This window comes from Levilactobacillus fuyuanensis (genome assembly GCF_003946395.1).
Lineage (GTDB): Bacteria > Bacillota > Bacilli > Lactobacillales > Lactobacillaceae > Levilactobacillus > Levilactobacillus fuyuanensis.
Genome location: NZ_RHNZ01000007.1, coordinates 97,876 through 115,242 on the forward strand (window position 1 = coordinate 97,876; position 17,367 = coordinate 115,242).

The window sequence follows — 17,367 nt, forward strand, 5'->3', positions numbered from 1 at the left end:
CACAACTAACGCGTTACACCAAAATCATCAAATTCCGTCTACACCAACAAAATTTATAGCTACCCGCAACCCCCGAATCGTGTTAAACTAATAACGATTGTGAGGTGACGCGTGTGAAGTGGTTAGAATCTAACTTAGTCGTGATTTTTTGGGCGGTTATCTTTGGTGAGGTCATTGGCTACATCGTTGGTGCCTTGAAACAAGTAACTTACGACCCAATGACTATTGGCATTACTATGGCAGTTGTTGCTGTCGTCGCCGTCAATGGGATCATGTTACTCGGTCGTAGCGACGTCAAGTCTTCTGAAGGTAAATAAGCGTTCACAATAAGCATGACCGAAACCTTTTGCAGAGAGTGAAGCAAGCCGCTTAGACTCTGAGCATTAGGGAAATAAGGAGCTTCTGTTCGGCTATGCCGGGCAGGAGTTCCTTATTTTGCTAAGCGGAGGAGTCTGGCTTGCGGAACTCGTTTCAGAGGCCGCATATTTCCCAAGTATTTCGGCGAGAGAAAGTCTAACGCTCTAAGCCAATTAAGTCACTAACAACTCACCACCTATTTCTTTAAAACAATATTCAAATAAAACAAAACAGGACGCTACCTAACAGAAATCACTTTCCGCCAGGTAGCGTCCTTTCCAATTACTTACTAATCATGAACTGCCTACAACTGTCCGTCCTCGGCCCGAATCTCATTCTTAATTTCATTCATATCTTGATCCAGTTGATGCACCAATTTGGCCTTGGCAATCAGCTCTTTACGAAGCTCCGCCTGGTGCTGGACGTTTTTCTTATAACTCAATTCATGTTCTAGGGACGCCCAGAAGTTCATGGCAATCGTTCTGATCTGAACTTCCACTTTCACCGGTTCGACCCCGGCATCCAAATATACGGGTACCGACAGGATTAAATGCAGGCTACGATAACCATTAGCCTTAGGATGCGTGATATAATCCTTGCGCCGCAGGATCTGGATGTCCGGCTGCTTCTCCAACCGACTTTCCATTGCGAGAATATCATCCTCGAAACGGACGATGATTCGGATACCAGCGATATCGTGCATCTCACCTGGGAGTTTCTCTAAGTCAAAATCAAAATGCTTACGCTGCACCTTTTCCAAAATACTTTCCGGCGACTTGATTCGCGACTGCAGGCTATCAACCAGTGTGTGTCCGTGTAAAATCTGATACTCCTGGTCAAGATACTCAATCTTTGTTCGTACCACTTTCACGGCGCTATTGTAATCCAGCATCAACCGCCGAAAGTTATCGACCGCTGCCAGCGACGTCGGATCATTGGGAAACTGCGTAGGTAAATTCTCGTTAGCCATGTTAATCCTTCCTAGTTACGCGTTTTTTTGCCGAAAATGCCGTACTTCGGGAACGACCCACCATAACAGTAGGAAATTCAGCAATAAGGTGATGGCGGTGAAAATAAACACGCCATTATAGTTGAAGATATTCGCCACGAGGCCACCAAACAGGGAGCCAAACATACTCCCCGCCGCCTGGAAAGACTGATTCCAGCTGAAGACGGTCCCTGTCAGTTCTTGCGGCGAATTCTTCGTCAACATCGTTTGGACTGCCGGGAACAATGCCCCGTCAGATACCCCAATCATAAACCGTAAGATTCCCAGAAGCCAGATACTTGTGACGAATCCTTGTGGGAAATACATCAGTACTGCAAACACGTAGCCAAAGATCAGCACCCGGCTAGTCCCTCGGCGATCACCGTAATCCCCCAGCTTGGGTGCTGCTAGTAGCGTGGAAATCCCAGGCAAAGCGGCAATGATTCCGGCAACCAACGTAATTGGCCCAGTATTATTCATCAACTGCTTGACGTACAGACTAATAATTGGCGTGATTGAGTTGTTTCCCATTTGAATGATCATCGTCGATACCAATAACACGAGGATCAGCTTAGGTCGTTTGACCCTATGTAACCAACTGCCCGATTGTTCCTGTTGATCGCGGGTGATCGGCGTAAAGTGTTCGTGAACCAACGTGGCACTCAGGATAAAGACAATGATCAGAAAGATACCGGTCAGGATAAATGTCCAGCGAATGGAGAAAACCTGGGCCAGAATCCCACCGAGCACTGGACCAATCAGGTTGCCACTGACGTATCCAGTCGTCAGAATGCCTAGTGCACTCCCACTCTTTTCCCGGGGCGTTTCCGCCGCAATCAGTGCGGTTGCGTTGGGAATGTATCCGGCAAAGAAGCCTTGCAAGAATCTTAACCCGATGAGTTGCCACACATTACTAACAAACCCCATCAAGCCAATCACAATGGCCATCCCAAAGGATGAACGGAGCAACATGATCTTGCGACCTTTGGTATCGGCCAGCTTACCCCACAACGGCGAAACCAGCGCGATCACGAAGAAGGTCACGGCGTAGGTCACCCCACTGTACATCGTTAACTGACCCTTGGTAAAGGTTCCCAGGTCATCGACATACAACGATAAAAATGGCATGACTTCACTAAATCCCATGCCCGCAATAAAAGTCCCCAACCATAAAACGGCTAAGTTTCGCCGCCATTGTTCAGGTTTTCGTGTGTCCACGACGTCATCGCCTCTTAACTTATCTAAAAATGCATTAACTATTAGTGTAGCATAAAACCCGTTATACCGCCGTTATATTGACCTCCGAAAATTTTTGTAAATTTTTTTAATAAAAAGGTTGGAATTTTGATGGTTTTGTTTCATAATAGGTGACAAGCATGTGACGTAGTTCACTTATAATTTTGTTGATAGTTCTTTCAAACCTCACTTGCCATTAATTTTAGTCAGTTGAGAATCAACAAGAAATACATGACGCAGATCACACAAATATTTGGAGGTAATACACATGGCTCATCGTTTAGATGGAAAAGTTGCAATCGTTACTGGTGGTACTCTCGGAATTGGTTTGGCTGTTGCCGACAAGTTCGTTGAAGAAGGCGGTAAGGTTATGATCACTGGACGTCACAGTGACGTTGGTGAAAAAGCTGCTAAGAGCATTGGTGGCCCAGATGTTATCCAATTCTTCCAACACGATGCTACTGACGAAGCCGGCTGGTTAGCATTATTCGATGCTACTGAAAAAGCCTTTGGCCCAGTTACGACGATTGTTAACAACGCCGGTATGGCCGTTAACAAGAGTGTTGAAAACACGACGACTGAAGAATGGAAGAAGCAATTGGCCGTTAACTTGGACGGTGTCTTCTACGGTACTCGTTTAGGTATCCAACGCATGAAGAACAAGAACCTCGGCGCTTCAATCATCAACATTTCTTCTATCGAAGGCCTTGTCGGTGACCCTAACTTAGGTGCCTACAACGCATCTAAGGGTGCCGTTCGGATCATGTCCAAGTCAGCTGCCGTTGACTGTGCTTTGAAGGACTACGACGTTCGTGTTAACACTGTTCACCCAGGTTACATCAAGACGCCATTAGTTGACGATCTTCCTGGTGCTGAAGCAGCTATGTCAGAACGTACGAAGACCCCAATGGGCCACATCGGTGAACCTAACGATATCGCCTGGATCTGTGTTTACTTAGCTTCTAACGAATCTAAGTTCGCTACTGGTGCAGAATTCGTTGTTGATGGTGGTTACACCGCTCAATAAAGATTAATCTTATTAAAAATGGAAAAAATTGGGTCAAAATCCCTGCATTCCAGTAATTAAAAATTGATCCTAGAAATCGTTTTGTGATTTCTAGGATCAATTTTTTCGTTGTTTCTATCTGACTGCCATTTTCCCACATTCCGCTCACGATAAAATAAATTCTAGCATTTACAACTTATTTTCATCCATTTCCAGTAAACTTTTGCGATGGATAATGGCTTCGATTAAGCGTTTACGCTTTTGATCCATACTCTCTTTTTTTGCAACTTTTCTGAGTTTTCTAGAATAGCTGAAATCTAGTGTTTGAAAAATTTTATACAGATCTTGCAAATCTTTGGATTCTAGCATGTGATTAACATGAGGTGTTTTCAAAATCTGTTGAACTGATTTTTGATATAAGCAAATCGAAATCAGTCTTAAAAGGACTATGCTACTAACCAATGATGCTAGCCAAACCCAAGCTAGCAATAAGATTGCAACTGCAAACTCTAAGGGCGTTTCATTCATTGATAAGTTAATATACCATTCTGCACCGATGATTGCTGTAGGCACGACCGCCATACAACTAGCTAGAATTCGAAATTTAAGATCGTACAATTACAAACACTTACCTCTCTATTTTAAATAGTAGTGACAATCTCAAAGCTTTCAGTTACTTGAAACTTATTGACTTCAGTGTGCTCACGTTCAATATGCAACGTAAATCCAGAACCACCAACAGTATCAATCCAGATAGACCTATTCTTAATCTTTACAGCAATTCTACCTAATATTTGGTCTAATCCATTAAATGAGAAGACCCTTATTTTTTGCCAAAAGTTTTTTAATGTCATCCGAATTATTGCTTATCTTACCATCTTTAACCGTATACACCCTAATCCTATCACTTGAAGACACAGAAATCGAGGTACCAACTGCTAATTTCCAGGTGACATCAGCAGCAGGTGATTCAAAGGTACACGTTGTAGCAGTTGTTGAAACTTGAAATTCTGAAACCGCTTTCAAAAAGTGCTAAGTTATCATGGTAATATCCTAAATCAGTATTAGCGGCTTCAATTGTATTTTTCTGCAAGTCATTGGTACATGAGATTTGAGGAAATACCGCTTCAACATCATTTGAGGCTAGATACAACCAGGAGCTTGAATGGACAAAAACAGGGAGGAAATTCTCAAGAATCGAAAATTTCCTCCCTGTTTTTCTATAGAGTCCGAGTTACGTCCCCGTCCCTTTTTCGTGCTTGCGTCCTCCAACTTATTCGTGGTTAAAACGAAAGATTCTGTCATTTTGCGAAAAGATGAGACCAATTCCATGAAATTTACATTAGTAATAAGTATAGGGCCTATTTTCCGGTCAGCCCAATAGCCAACGCAATCATCAGGATAATCAGAACTGCCGTCGTAATTGCCACGTAGAGGTGGTCACGTTCCTTGTAGAAGGCATAAATGGATACCACGACCCGTAAGACCGGCGTCAGAATCAGGCAGTACATTCCCAACATCATGATGGCATACGACTTTAGCTGCCAACTGCCGACCAAAATAGCGGCCATCGTTAACGGTACCGCGTGCCCCGCATAACCGGAATCACCGGTCGCCAGGAGAATGACTAAGCCAATCCCCATAACGATGGCGGAGAAGACGACCCCAATTTGCAGAATCCGACCAATAATCGTCTCGACCTGCGCCATTTCCGTTGCGGTTGCGCTCTGTTTTTCTTGCATTAGAAATGAACCCCCAATCCTTTACCCAACATCTGAATTCCAATGTACAAAATGATGGGGATGAAGACAATCCGAATCCACCGGGCAGGCAGAACCTGCATGATCCGTGATCCAATCACGGCACCGCCCAGGATACCGAGCGCCATGGGCACGGCGATACCGGGGAGGATGGACCCATTGAAGAAGTACACCGTGGCACTAGCCGCCGCCGTGACCCCCATCATCAGATTTGACGTGGAGCTGGACGGCTTGAGGGGCATCTTCATGAAGGTATCCATCGCCATGACTTTGAAGGCCCCGGAACCGATACCCAACAGACCACTGGCCACGCCGGCACCAAACATCACGGAGAATCCAGCTGGGACATTTTCGACTTGGTAGTCGATGGTCTTCATCTCGGCCTTGTCGTAGTAGCTTCCGTTGAGCTTGAGCTTGCTGGCAATCTTGTCTGGTTCGACGCGTTGCAGAACTTCCTGTCCCCGACGCAGCTTGCGATACATGTTCCATCCGGAGAACACCAATAGGCAACCGAACAACAAGTACAGGTACTTCGGATCGAGGACGCCCGTTAACAGGGCCCCGACAATCGCGCCGATGGTAGTTGCGATTTCCAGGAACATGGCGACCCGTAAGTTCAGGACGTTATCGCGCAAATAAGCGATGGTCGATCCCGAACTCGTGGCGATCACGGCAATGATACTGGCACCAATCGCGTATTTGATATTTAACCCCATTCCCAGGGTCAAGATTGGCGTAATGATCATCCCGCCACCGATACCCAGAATAGCTCCGGCAATTCCGGCGAAGATGCCCACCCCAATCATGATTAAGGCTGTTTGAATCATCTTATGTTTCCTCCTCACGAATCAATCTACGTCATTGATTATCAGCTTTTCGCTAACGCAGGGCAAGCTGAATCGAACGAAACTCCATCTGAAAACGTTCTTTTACTCACAAGTCAGGCTGATGCACGACTATCTGCGTGATTAAGCGTCTTAGCAAATGATTGGGATTCCTTAAGCCGTCTGTTTACATATTATTCGTGTTCACTTGCACAAAGCCTTGATTTTCGGCCTCCGACAATTACTTCATCGTGGCCCCCCGAAAAAGACCAGTCTATCGCCCTAGGAACCGATTACAACATCAAAAGGCTCTACCATACTTTTAAAATATGGCAGAGCCCTCAAATTTGTATTTCACATATATTTAATAGCTATCGATGAATCGCTGTAAAAGTGGGCTGGGTGTAATCATCGCGGGCCAGACCATCTTCAATGTCGTCCGCCACGGTTGGTAACGAATCGGTCTGATATTGGTCGCCACGCCACTCGTTGCCTCCGCCACCGTTTGTGGGACCACGGCCACACCCATCCGGGCATCAGCCCACTGCACGGCGGTTCGGGCGTCATCACAGGTACAAGCGATGAAGGGCTGCATCCCCTTTTCGTCAAAGGTCGTCTGAAAGATCTGCTCGAACCGGCGGTAAATAATCAACGGCACATCAGCTAGGTCTTCGACACGCAACGTGGCCCCGGTAAAATGGTCATACTTGTGAGGCACCACCGCAACCATACTCTCCGTGGCGAGTTCCTTGCTGGCCAATCCCGGAGCCGTGAATGGCGTCCGCACAATGGCCACATCGATCAGATGCTTCTCTAGGCGATCAATCAAGCCATAGGTATTATCCTCGAACAAACGAATTTGTACCTTGGGATAGTGCCGCGTCAATGTCCGAAGTTTGGCATTGGGCGTGGCGCCAATCGAGGAGGACACCACGCCAACCGACAGAACACCGGCAAGTCCCTGTCCCAATGAGCGCACCTGGCTGTCGGCTCGCTCGCGTAGATCGACCAATTGCCGGGCGTAGTCTTGGAGTAGACGGCCCGCCGGTGTGAGGGTGACCCCATTCGCCGAACGGTTGAGCAGAGGCACCCCCAAGTCACTTTCTAGTTGCTTGATCTGATAGCTTAGCGGCGGTTGCGCCATGTGTAAATGATGGGCGGCTGCCGTAATTTGCCCAGCATCGGCCACTGCTAAGAAATATTCCAATTGGCGAAAATTCATGTTTAGGGCCTCCCGCAACGCGTTTCTTTCATTATATCAGAGATTAGGGAAGTCCCGCTTCATCCGCCGCTTTACTTGAGGACCGCTTAGTTGTTGGCACGCGATCCTTGCTAGGTAAGACCTCTTTTAGGAGATATTGCCGAATCAGCAAGACAATCTGCTTATTCTGCGGCAAGTCCGAGTGTGTCGTGTCATCCCCGGTCACCGTAATTTGCGTGTAATGGGCCACCTGATTCTGGAAGACGTACTTCCCCTGGTTCACGCTGTTGGCGGGCACCGTCCCATCACTGGAATAATTCTCAGTTCCGGCCACAGAATACACCGTCAGCTTCTTTGGTAGCTTGGACCGCCCCTTGATGAGCTCGCGTAGAATGGCCGTTTGTTTGGTCGTGCTATCGGACTCCATGTTGTACGGCGTGGCAATCGTCATCAACCGGTCCGGTTTCACATGCTTGGTCTGGGCTAGATATTTCTCCGTAAAGAGGGTCAAGATCAAGCCCCCATTCGAATGTCCCAGCATGGAAAAGTGATTAAAGTGGTACGTTTTGACCAGGTCTTTAAAGGCCAGATTCAGCCACTTCGCCTGCTTATTGATGTTGGCATAACCGTCACGATTATTTTCAAAAGCAATCACAATGAACGGATGATTATCCCCCTGACGAATATTACCTGTGTAGCTGATTGCCCCACTCTCTGCGACCTTAATTTTCAGGACACTGTGAGGCTTCTTCGTTTCCTTGCGCAGCTGCGTAATCAATGTGTCAAAGCGATTCTGACTGGCACTGGACCCCGGCACCATAATCGTGGGAGCCAATGGCGTCTTATAACTTGATTTATATTTAGTGACCCGCTGCTTCAACCATATCTGACTGGGTAAAAACACCGCCAGAATGACCACAATCAGCAACGCCCACCGCCACCAACTACGCCGCATGGTCCGCCCCTCCTTCCGCATTGAGCAACCGTACAAACGGCAAATAAATCAAGACGGACACTGTCAGACACAGCGCGCTCAGCAACAGGGCTCGCCAATCACCGCCCGTTCCCAGATAGGACACAAGCGGCCCTGGCGTAGTGCGCGGCACGGGATACACGATTGGCGGCACTAATTTTAAAGTGATCGCCACCCACGCCAGAACCATGTTCACGGCCGGTGCCAAGACGAATGGTAACAATAGGATGGGATTGAACAACACGGGCAGTCCCAGTAGTGTCGATTCATTTAAATTTACGAGGTTGGGCAAGACTGTTTGTGTGGCAACCCGCCGGTAACTCGCCTGCCGAGAACCAATCCAAATCGCAATCAGAAGTGCCAGTGTCATCCCCGCACCCCCAAAGTTGGCGTAGGCATCCCCCAGCGTATGTAATGTAATCGCATGTGGGGCGCCCCAGCCGGAACCGTGTTGAACCGCGTAGGCCAGATTCTGCAAAGAGGAGACCGAACTATTGCCCGCCACATCAACGGGACCAATCAACCCTAGCCACCACAGGCCATTGCTGACTGCCGTAACAGCCAGAATCCGCAGACCATTGTGGCCAGGGTTCGTATTCAACGCCTCCAATGCGTAGTACACGAGATCGTTGATACCGCCGTCGGTTAGCCAGCTCAACCCATAGCCAATGCCAGCCGTTACACCTAAGACAACGACGAGTGACCACGCCACCCGCCCCGTCCACGATAGCGAGGTGTGTCGGTGATGACGCCACCACGTTGCCAAGCCACGCATCAGATGGCTGGCCAACCAGCCCACGCCTAACCCCACCAGAATTGCTAGGAAGATCCCTTGTGGTCCCAAGTTGGGCATCCAAAATTGTGCGAGCTCGTCGCCATGACTGGTCTGACCAAAGGCGTCATAGTTCACATTCAGCGTGAGAAAAGCCAGAGCACTCATAAGCCCGACAACTAACGCATCTGCGTGATAGGTACGTGCCATGTAGTGTCCCGTGGTGAAGGCGATCATGACGGCCACCAAGCCGTTGACAACCACACTGACCCCCTGTAAGACTTCCCGCCAAAAGTCCAACCCGGGTAGCCAACTCCCAATATGATAAACCTGAAAAAAGAAGCCGCTCTTGGACAAACATCCCTGCCCAACAACGTCTACTAAGGCCATCACCAAAATAAACGGATAGGCGACTCGTAGCGCTTCATGAACCGCCCGCATCGCCCGCCATTGGTCGACGCGTTGATTAACGCGCCACAGCCCCCGAAATAATCTAACCATCCTAACTCCCCCTACTTATGACCTCATTACTTTCATTATACGAAATTCCTTTGAAAGCGACCTTTTAACGTCTTACAAATTTATTTATATTTAACAAGCCAATTTGTTTTCAGAAAATGATTCATTTTAGAATCATTATTATCTCACTATTGTGTATGCTTACATGGCATGCTACGATGGTAATGTAATGGTTTACATCATTTTCACACAGCCGATGAATCCGCTTACCATGTGTCGATTTGGATAAAAATTTGGTCAAAACGGAATTAATTCTTGTATGCGTTTTCAAAAGGTGTTAGTATGTTGTGGTAAACAACCAACCAACTCAAGTTGATTGGCAAACTATCATATGAGGTGAGAGAAATGGATTCTGCATCTAAAGCGTTGGAACAAACCGACGTAAAGCTTCCATGGCGTGAGAAATTCGGTTGGGCAACCGGGGATTTCGCGCAAAACTTGATTTATACCACTATTTCTACGTATTTGCTATTTTTCTACACGAACGTTTACGGTCTGCCCGCTGCTGACGCCGCAACCATGTTCCTGGTTGTTCGGCTGATCGATGCCATCAACGACCCAATTGTTGGGACGATTGTTGATAAGCACACCTCCCGTTGGGGGAAGTACCGTGGCTGGTTACTCTACATGTCAATTCCACTAGCCGTACTGGCGATGCTCTGTTTCCACGTGCCAAATGTTGGCGCTATGGGCAAGTTAGTTTACGCCTACGTGACTTACGTTGGGCTGTCCGTTATTTACACGACCGTCAACATCCCTTATGGTTCCTTAAACGCTGCTATGACTCGGAACAACAAGGAATTGGTTTCCATGAGTTCCGTACGGATGCTCTTGGCTAACTTAGGGTCATTGGCCGTTAGTTTCGGTGTGCCTATCTTCGTTAAGATGATCTCTGGTGGCCACTACTCCGGTGTTCAATCACAATCTGGTTGGTTCTGGACGATGGTCATCTACGGGATTGCCGGTGCCGCAATCTTAATCTTCTGTTTCAGCCAATCCGTTGAACGGATCAAGATGGCGCCAGAACAAGAATCAAGCGTTAAAGTTTCTGACTTGTACCACCAATTAGTAATCAACGGCCCACTGCGGACGTTAGCTATCTTCTTCATTATCACTTTTGGTTTGATGTCCGTTGTAAACTCCGTTGGGGCCTACTACATGACTTACAACGCCGGTAATGCTGGCATGATGCAATGGTACAACTTACTGGGAACCTTACCAGCCTTCATCGTGGTACCAATTACGCCATGGTTGAACCGGAAGATTGGGACCCAATGGTTGATGCAAGGTAGCCTTGGTTTAGCTGTTATTGGTTTCTTGATTATGTATGCGGTTCCAGCTACTGACCTGACTTGGACCTTCATTGGCCGGACGATTGAAGCTGCCGGTATCATCCTCTCTACCGGATTCCAATGGGCTTTAGTTCCTCAAGCAATCACTTACGGGGAATGGAAGTCAGGTAAACGTGAAAACGGGATTATCAACGCCGTTATCGGGTTCTTCTTCAAGTTTGGGATGGCCCTTGGTGGGGTTGTGCCTGGCTACGTCTTAGCTGCTTACGGTTTCGTGGCTAACCACCAACAAACCGCACGGAGCTTAGCTGGTATTCGGATGACCACGACGATTATTCCAATTATCGTGACTGTCTTAGCTATGATTGTCTTCGCCTTCTACCGTTTGACCGACGAAAAGGTTGAAAAGATGAACGAAGAAATCGCTGCTCGTCACGCTGCTGAAAAGGCTGTCGAAGACTAAAAATTAGACTTTAAAATTGGTATCCGGCTTGTTTGGGCTTGGTGCCAATTTTGAAAATAGATTACTAAAATTATGAATAGGAAGTGGCTACTTTGAAGTTTACTAATGGTTATTGGTTAACTCGTAAAGAGTACGACGTTAACTCACCGGCTGAAGCATTCGAAGCCGAAAAAGATGGCAAGGCCTTAAACGTCTATGCCCCTTACAAGCGAATCAACACACGGGGAGACGAATTAAACCTCGGAATGAGCACGATTAAGCTCACCTCCCCCGTTGAAAATGTTATCGGTGTAAAACTGACGCATTTTGATCAAGATACCAAAGGCCCTTCATATGAGCTCAACAACTTAGACCCTGACGTCAATATCGACGTGACGGATAAGAAGGCTTCATTGACTAGTGGTGACCTGACCGTTTCTCTCCCACTTCGTCAACAATTTGATATGGAATTCACCGCTAATGGCAAAGTCATTACCGCTTCTCGCAACAAGGCCCAAGGTGAGATCTTAAACCACGACACCAACGTTCACTACATGCGTGAACAATTATCCGTTGGCGTTGAAGATAAGATTTACGGTTTAGGTGAACGCTTCGGGAACTTCATCAAGAACGGTCAAGAAGTCAAGATCACCAACCAAGATGGCGGGACAGCTTCTGAACAATCTTATAAGAACATTCCCTTCTACCTGACGGATGCCGGTTACGGGGTCTTCGTTGATGAACCCCAAACGGTTGATTTCGAAGTTACCTCTGAAAACGTTGACCGCGTTCAATTCAGTTCTGAAGGTGAATCCTTACAATACTACGTCATCTACGGCCCAACACCCCAGGAGATCTTGCACCGTTACACCGAATTAACGGGTAGCATGCAATTACCACCTGCATGGTCATTCGGTCTCTGGCTGACGACCTCCTTCACGACTGATTACAGTGAAGAAACGGTGCTGAAGTTTATCGACGGCATGAAAGAACACAACATTCCATTGGATGTCTTCCACTTTGACTGCTTCTGGCAAAAAGGCTTCGAATGGTCCAACATGGAATGGGACCGCGACGAATTCCCAGACCCAGAAGGCCTGATCAAGAAGATTCATGACCGGGGTATCAAGGTCTGTGTCTGGATTAACCCCTACATCGCCCAAAAGGGTAAGATGTTTGAGGAAGGCAAGAAGAATGGTTACTTCATCAAGCGTGAAAATGGTAACCTCTGGCAATGGGATCTCTGGCAAGCTGGTAACGCCTTCGTTGACTTTACCAACCCTGACGCCGTTAAGTGGTACAAGAGTAAGTTAAAGGCCCTGCTCGACATGGGTGTTGACTGCTTCAAGACCGACTTCGGTGAACGGATTCCCGTTGAAGATGCTGTCTTCTTTGACGGTTCGGATCCTAAGCGTGAACACAATTACTACACCCTGCAATACAACAAGGCAGTCTTCGACACGATCGAAGAAAACAAGGGTAAGGGCGAGGCGGTTGTCTTTGCCCGCTCCGCTACCGTTGGGTCACAAAAGTACCCCTTACACTGGGGTGGTGACGCCTTGTCTAACTTCAAGAACATGGCCGACACCTTACATGGTGGACTGTCCTTCTTGAGTTCTGGCTTTGCTTTCTGGAGTCACGATATTGGTGGGTTCGAAGATGGTCCCGATACGCCTACGCCAGACCTGTACAAGCGTTGGACGCAATTTGGTCTGTTATCTTCTCACAGTCGTTACCACGGTAGCAACGTTTACCGGGTCCCATGGAACTTCGATGACGAAGCCGTGGACAACACACGGAAGTTCGTTAACTTGAAGCTTTCTCTGATGCCATACTTGTACACCCAAGCGGCTCATGACACGGCTTACGGTAACCCTCTGATGCGGCCAATGTGGTTCAACTTCATGGAAGACCGGACAGCACATACGCTGGATAACCAATACATGTTTGGGACCCAACTCTTAGTAGCCCCCGTCTTCAATCCTGAAGGTCACGTAAACTTCTACCTACCAGCCGGCAAGTGGACCAGCATCATCAATGATGACGAAACGTACGACATCACTGATGGCAAGTGGATCAGCAAGGATTACGGTGAATTGGACTTGCCTGTATTGGCTCGTGACAACACGATCCTCTTACGGAATCCAAAGGCCGTTCACGCCGACTACGACTTCACCAAGGACCTGGACATCAACTTGTACGACATGCACGAAGGCTCTACCTCCGTTGCCGTCGTCGACCAAAAGGGTCAGGATGCTGGTAAAGTCACAGTTGACCGCAGTGGTAACCAATTGACCGTCACCACTACTGGTTTGACTGGTTCTGCCACCATCTACGTCCACGAGAATGGGAAAGTTACTAAGGCTGCCTTAAACGGTACCGAAGCAACGATTACCCTGTAATCATCGACTTTAAGCTTTAATTATGAAGCGTCATTGCCAATTCAATTGGTAATGGCGCTTTTTGTCTGCCGTTTTACAGCCCGCCAGACGGTACTGGTGCTGACACCAAATCGCTGGGCAATCTCCCGATAGGTCTTGCCACTCGTTCGTAGTTGGCAGAACGTTGCGGGCGTAGGCACCAACATCTGCGGCTGCGAAGGTTTCAGCTGCTGACCGTCTAGCTGAGGCTGCTCTCCCGTGATCTTCTCTACCGGTTCTACCCGGATACCTGCCTGGGGACGTGTCAAAACTAGAGGCTCCGTTTGTTGAATCTTAGCCAAGGCATTGACCACGCAATGCGTGGTTTGCGCATCCCAGAGTGCATTGTGCTGGTGCGGATTGAAGATATTCAGGAGTCCTGCCACGCCATTCAATGGCAAATAGTGATGCGTGTCCTTCTTCCGATGGTTACTGCGATTAATGACCTGATTCGTGTAAATACTACCGTCAAACACCGCTAGTTTCGCTCCTAGTAGTTCCTGTTCCGATGTGGAGAACGCGTCAAAGTTAACAGCCAGTGTGTGCTGGAGCAAGCGAAGGTCATTACTCTTGTCCCAAAAGACTAGGGGTAATCGCCGGGCTAGAACTTCGTGGATAAAGGTCTTCAACACGGTCACCGGGTCCGTCTGTAACTCATACGCAACCAAGGTTAACTTTGTCTCCTTGAGCCCTCGCAGTTTAATCTCAGCTGAAAAATTAGGATTGTCCAAGTAGTGATTGAAAAATAGATCTAATGCCTGATTCCCCGCATATCCCAGTACTGCCAACTGAAAGATCCCCGCTTTTTCACCATAAACTGTGGTCCGACGTTGCACGATACTATCTCCCTGCCGTTGAGTCTCAAAAAGAACACCAAATTCACAGTCGATCACCGCGTATTTTTCTGGAATCTCGGTGAGCGTTTCAATCGTCGGAAAGACTGCCGCCAATTGCGCCTTAAATGCATCAGTTATCGGCTGAGCAGTCGTCACGGGCAGGCTGTAGCCATTCGCCTTTAGTAATGCCGTCACACTCAAAGTCTCTGCGTCAGTATCATAATTGACAATCTTCTTAGCGCCCAGCGTGAGTGAATGCCCTGAAGTCGACGCAATCACAAACCGCTGGTGTTCGTCGATTGTAATCTGCGTGATTTCTCCCCAGCTAGCGTAATTCTTCGCCACCAGTAACTGCCCAGACTGATCGACCTGACAAATGGGATAATCGACGATATAGACAAAGTGATTCTCCTGCGGGAGCTTATCCAGCGCCCGCCGTTCCGCGAAAACAATCCTAGCCGTCACCATCATCCCCCGTTTCAGAATTTTGATTATTTCCAGCTTACCGGATTATTTTCTCAAAAGCCACTGATATGCTTTATAAAATTAATTATTAAAGCTATTGCATAAATTAATATATAACTGGACGCAAAAAGGTCCAGGGTGACTGCCCCTGAACCCTCATACAGCTATTAACGATGATTCTCTAGATACTTCACAGTGTCGCGACCTAACCGATTCATTGCGCGATACTGTTGTGCCTGGTTACCCTGCTGAGCCATGACAACAATGGTATAGGTACCGTGTTTCGTCCTAAAGAGACTCGCGTCATTCTGCACCCCTTTGGCCGGAAATTCACCAGTCTTGTTGTAGACCGCCGCATGCTTCACCAATTTTGGCAATTTCGAGTGATTCTTGCAATGGTGGAGTAGGGTCATCATCTTATTATCATAGGTCTTCCCCAATAATTTATGCTGACTGACCAACGTTAAAAAGCGCGTAAGATCATTGACCGACGTGTAATTGTCATGCCCTCGCTGCAAGGCCCGTGTATCCATCATATAGCGACGCAGATGGGAATGCTTAAAGCCATAGGTCTTCATTGTCTGATTGACGCACTTAAAGCCCCCCAGTCGATGAATCAAGCGATTGGTCGCGGCATTATCTGAGTTGTGAATCATCCGTCCCAGATCCGCCTTGACCGCCTTCGTCAGCTTTAAATGGTGGGCCTGCACCCGCTGAAACACCGTCAGCATGACGTAAACTTTAATCGTACTGGCCGACCGCTGCCCCTGAATCTTTTTATTTCCCGTTGTCACCGCTAGTGGCCGTTGTCCGAGCCGCGTGACCTTGACGGACCACCGCCCATGAACCGGTCGCATGTCACGTTTGATTACCTTCTTAATCGCCACCTGCTCGTGACCGGCCGTCGTCGCTTGTGCAGTCGTCACTACCCCACTAAATACTCCGCAACCCACCACTACCGCCAACATCATTTTCCAATATTGCATATGTACCGCCTCATTAACTATTAATTACGTCATATTTTACGCCTAACCCGAAGAAAGAAATAGCCCACAAAAAATCGTCCTCCGTGAGACCAGTCTTTCCGACTGAATCTCATGGAGGACACTACTAGCTATTCATTTTAGCTTTTCAAAATTTACCAATCCAATGCATTCCCCGCCAAAACTTCCGGTTGGTGGTTGCTCAGCAGGTAAGCTTGCCCATTTCCGCCAAAGCTCAAGCCCTCAAATTCGCGCTTAGAGGCAAAATGTGTCCACTTCACATCCTGATCGGTCAAGTGACCACGACCAGCCAGCTTAGCCACTGGCAGGCTGGCAATTGACTCGTCGGCCACCAGATACAGGCGATCATTGTTGGGATTGAATGCCATGCTCTGGACACAGGTCCCAGGTCCATGCTTCAGGACCTGACTGGTCAATCGGAAATCAACGTGATGCCGCCCGACGCGCCCCTGGTAAATGTAGACGTCCGTGGGATTTGGCCGAGTCCAAAAGTAGGCGCGTCCTCGATGATCAAACGCTAACACGTGGCCGCCGGGAACCGCGAAGTCCCCCGCCCGCAAGCGGAAACGAATCCGATGGACTGGCGCCAACGTGCTGGCACTCAACTGCTGGAGGTAGCCATATTGACTAACGGGTACCCGCGGCGCCGATTCACGGTCGCACCACATGTAAAGCTGATGGGTCTTCCAATCATACGCCAACGATTGGCCATGACCGGTCACGAAGGCTGGCCCCACCTTAATTGCCGTACGTATTTGCTTTTCCTTCGCCGACAGGTTAGCCGCAATCGTGTAGACCCGCTGAATCTGCTGTGGTGTTGCCTTTAGGCTAGCCAACCGACTCATATTAAACCGAACGATACGACCACGGTTGTGCCAAGCCGTCGGACAGTAGACAACGTAAAGATAATGCCCCACCACGGCCATACTCTGTGGATCACCCCAGGCTTCCCCCTGGTAGCCTGGCGTGGGTAGCAGGTATTTCGTGGTAAAAGTCACTGCCGATCCCTGATCACTGGCAATCGTGTTGGTGCCGTGAAGGTTGGCGGCCTGCGCATAACTGCTGGGTACCGGGACAAAATGAACCTGACTGTCATCGAGTGGACGTAACTTAGCCGGTGTCGCCAACGCTGCCGCGCGTTGATCCACGGTGGTCATGGCGTGGGCCGGCACCGTTGCTGAGACGCCCCAGATAAGACTTACGAGTAATGCTCCCCATAAATGAATTTTTCGCATAATCCATTACCCCCCAATCTTTCCAGCCAGTATAAGT

Annotated in this window: 16 protein-coding genes; 4 read left to right on the forward strand and 12 right to left on the reverse strand. The window is 48.2% G+C overall.

What is annotated here, in order from left to right; genetic code table 11:
- Positions 1 to 113 precede the first annotated feature (113 nt).
- Complete coding sequence (locus tag EKM73_RS05080; protein ID WP_125700902.1) at positions 114 to 317, forward strand: YjzD family protein; 204 nt, start codon at positions 114 to 116, stop codon at positions 315 to 317.
- Positions 318 to 661: 344 nt separating this feature from the next.
- On the opposite strand, the gene EKM73_RS05085 is transcribed toward EKM73_RS05080, so the two are convergent.
- Both EKM73_RS05085 and EKM73_RS05090 read right to left on the reverse strand, forming a co-directional pair.
- Complete coding sequence (locus EKM73_RS05085; RefSeq protein WP_125700903.1) at positions 662 to 1,327, reverse strand: GTP pyrophosphokinase; 666 nt, start codon at positions 1,325 to 1,327, stop codon at positions 662 to 664.
- A gap of 15 nt (positions 1,328 to 1,342) precedes the next feature.
- Positions 1,343 to 2,563 carry a multidrug efflux MFS transporter gene (locus tag EKM73_RS05090; RefSeq protein WP_125700904.1) on the reverse strand — a complete coding sequence of 407 codons (1,221 nt, stop codon included), beginning with the start codon at positions 2,561 to 2,563 and terminating at the stop codon, positions 1,343 to 1,345.
- A 286-nt stretch (positions 2,564 to 2,849) separates the two neighbouring features.
- Here EKM73_RS05090 and EKM73_RS05095 point away from each other — a divergent pair, with 286 nt between their 5' ends.
- Positions 2,850 to 3,608, forward strand: coding sequence for an SDR family oxidoreductase (locus EKM73_RS05095; protein ID WP_125700905.1), 759 nt, complete (start codon positions 2,850 to 2,852; stop codon positions 3,606 to 3,608).
- Between the two features lie 168 nt (positions 3,609 to 3,776).
- Here EKM73_RS05095 and EKM73_RS05100 read toward each other — a convergent pair whose 3' ends face one another.
- The 7 genes from EKM73_RS05100 to EKM73_RS05125 form a co-directional block, all read right to left on the reverse strand.
- A complete protein-coding gene (locus EKM73_RS05100; RefSeq protein WP_125700906.1) occupies positions 3,777 to 4,160 on the reverse strand; it encodes a hypothetical protein in 384 nt (127 codons plus the stop codon).
- Positions 4,161 to 4,228: 68 nt separating this feature from the next.
- Positions 4,229 to 4,441, reverse strand: coding sequence for a hypothetical protein (locus EKM73_RS12880; protein ID WP_225421294.1), 213 nt, complete (start codon positions 4,439 to 4,441; stop codon positions 4,229 to 4,231).
- 507 nt (positions 4,442 to 4,948) lie between these two features.
- The gene (locus tag EKM73_RS05105; RefSeq protein WP_125700907.1) at positions 4,949 to 5,329 is read right to left on the reverse strand and encodes a DUF1634 domain-containing protein; all 381 of its coding nucleotides are present in this window, start codon (positions 5,327 to 5,329) and stop codon (positions 4,949 to 4,951) included.
- Entirely contained in the window at positions 5,329 to 6,174 is an 846-nt protein-coding gene (locus EKM73_RS05110; RefSeq protein WP_020088897.1) for a sulfite exporter TauE/SafE family protein, read from the reverse strand. Before EKM73_RS05110 ends, EKM73_RS05105 begins: the two co-directional genes overlap by 1 nt.
- Before the next feature lie 361 nt (positions 6,175 to 6,535).
- On the reverse strand, positions 6,536 to 7,393 hold the full coding sequence (locus EKM73_RS05115; protein WP_125700908.1) for a LysR family transcriptional regulator: 858 nt from the start codon (positions 7,391 to 7,393) through the stop codon (positions 6,536 to 6,538).
- A 43-nt stretch (positions 7,394 to 7,436) separates the two neighbouring features.
- Positions 7,437 to 8,327 carry an alpha/beta hydrolase gene (locus tag EKM73_RS05120; RefSeq protein ID WP_125700909.1) on the reverse strand — a complete coding sequence of 297 codons (891 nt, stop codon included), beginning with the start codon at positions 8,325 to 8,327 and terminating at the stop codon, positions 7,437 to 7,439.
- The gene (locus EKM73_RS05125; protein WP_125700910.1) at positions 8,317 to 9,618 is read right to left on the reverse strand and encodes a PTS transporter subunit EIIC; all 1,302 of its coding nucleotides are present in this window, start codon (positions 9,616 to 9,618) and stop codon (positions 8,317 to 8,319) included. The genes EKM73_RS05120 and EKM73_RS05125 overlap by 11 nt, the downstream gene beginning before the upstream one ends.
- A 363-nt stretch (positions 9,619 to 9,981) precedes the next feature.
- On the opposite strand from EKM73_RS05125, the gene EKM73_RS05130 reads away from it, so the two are divergent.
- Together EKM73_RS05130 and yicI are read left to right on the forward strand one after the other, a co-directional pair.
- On the forward strand, positions 9,982 to 11,391 hold the full coding sequence (locus EKM73_RS05130; protein WP_125700911.1) for an MFS transporter: 1,410 nt from the start codon (positions 9,982 to 9,984) through the stop codon (positions 11,389 to 11,391).
- 92 nt (positions 11,392 to 11,483) lie between these two features.
- Positions 11,484 to 13,772: an alpha-xylosidase gene (yicI, locus tag EKM73_RS05135; protein ID WP_125700912.1), complete on the forward strand. Its 2,289-nt coding sequence runs from the start codon at positions 11,484 to 11,486 to the stop codon at positions 13,770 to 13,772.
- Between the two features lie 41 nt (positions 13,773 to 13,813).
- On the opposite strand, the gene EKM73_RS05140 is transcribed toward yicI, so the two are convergent.
- The 3 genes from EKM73_RS05140 to EKM73_RS05150 all read right to left on the reverse strand — a co-directional run bounded on the left by EKM73_RS05140 (position 13,814) and on the right by EKM73_RS05150 (position 17,330).
- Positions 13,814 to 15,091, reverse strand: a complete 1,278-nt coding sequence (locus EKM73_RS05140; protein ID WP_164508867.1) for a helix-turn-helix domain-containing protein — start codon at positions 15,089 to 15,091, stop codon at positions 13,814 to 13,816.
- A gap of 167 nt (positions 15,092 to 15,258) precedes the next feature.
- Positions 15,259 to 16,077, reverse strand: coding sequence for a serine hydrolase (locus EKM73_RS05145; protein WP_225421296.1), 819 nt, complete (start codon positions 16,075 to 16,077; stop codon positions 15,259 to 15,261).
- 152 nt (positions 16,078 to 16,229) lie between these two features.
- Positions 16,230 to 17,330 carry a hypothetical protein gene (locus tag EKM73_RS05150; RefSeq protein WP_125700914.1) on the reverse strand — a complete coding sequence of 367 codons (1,101 nt, stop codon included), beginning with the start codon at positions 17,328 to 17,330 and terminating at the stop codon, positions 16,230 to 16,232.
- Positions 17,331 to 17,367 lie beyond the last annotated feature (37 nt).

What these genes read in the sequence shown, in the direction of transcription:
- EKM73_RS05085 (WP_125700903.1), bottom strand. Translation starts at nt 1,327, where the DNA reads ATGGCTAACGAGAATTTACCTACGCAGTTTCCCAATGATCCGACGTCG.
- EKM73_RS05095 (WP_125700905.1), top strand. Translation starts at nt 2,850, where the DNA reads ATGGCTCATCGTTTAGATGGAAAAGTTGCAATCGTTACTGGTGGTACT.
- EKM73_RS12880 (WP_225421294.1), bottom strand. Translation starts at nt 4,441, where the DNA reads ATGACATTAAAAAACTTTTGGCAAAAAATAAGGGTCTTCTCATTTAAT.
- EKM73_RS05105 (WP_125700907.1), bottom strand. Translation starts at nt 5,329, where the DNA reads ATGCAAGAAAAACAGAGCGCAACCGCAACGGAAATGGCGCAGGTCGAG.
- EKM73_RS05110 (WP_020088897.1), bottom strand. Translation starts at nt 6,174, where the DNA reads ATGATTCAAACAGCCTTAATCATGATTGGGGTGGGCATCTTCGCCGGA.
- EKM73_RS05115 (WP_125700908.1), bottom strand. Translation starts at nt 7,393, where the DNA reads ATGAATTTTCGCCAATTGGAATATTTCTTAGCAGTGGCCGATGCTGGG.
- EKM73_RS05120 (WP_125700909.1), bottom strand. Translation starts at nt 8,327, where the DNA reads ATGCGGCGTAGTTGGTGGCGGTGGGCGTTGCTGATTGTGGTCATTCTG.
- EKM73_RS05125 (WP_125700910.1), bottom strand. Translation starts at nt 9,618, where the DNA reads ATGGTTAGATTATTTCGGGGGCTGTGGCGCGTTAATCAACGCGTCGAC.
- EKM73_RS05130 (WP_125700911.1), top strand. Translation starts at nt 9,982, where the DNA reads ATGGATTCTGCATCTAAAGCGTTGGAACAAACCGACGTAAAGCTTCCA.
- EKM73_RS05145 (WP_225421296.1), bottom strand. Translation starts at nt 16,077, where the DNA reads ATGCAATATTGGAAAATGATGTTGGCGGTAGTGGTGGGTTGCGGAGTA.
- EKM73_RS05150 (WP_125700914.1), bottom strand. Translation starts at nt 17,330, where the DNA reads ATGCGAAAAATTCATTTATGGGGAGCATTACTCGTAAGTCTTATCTGG.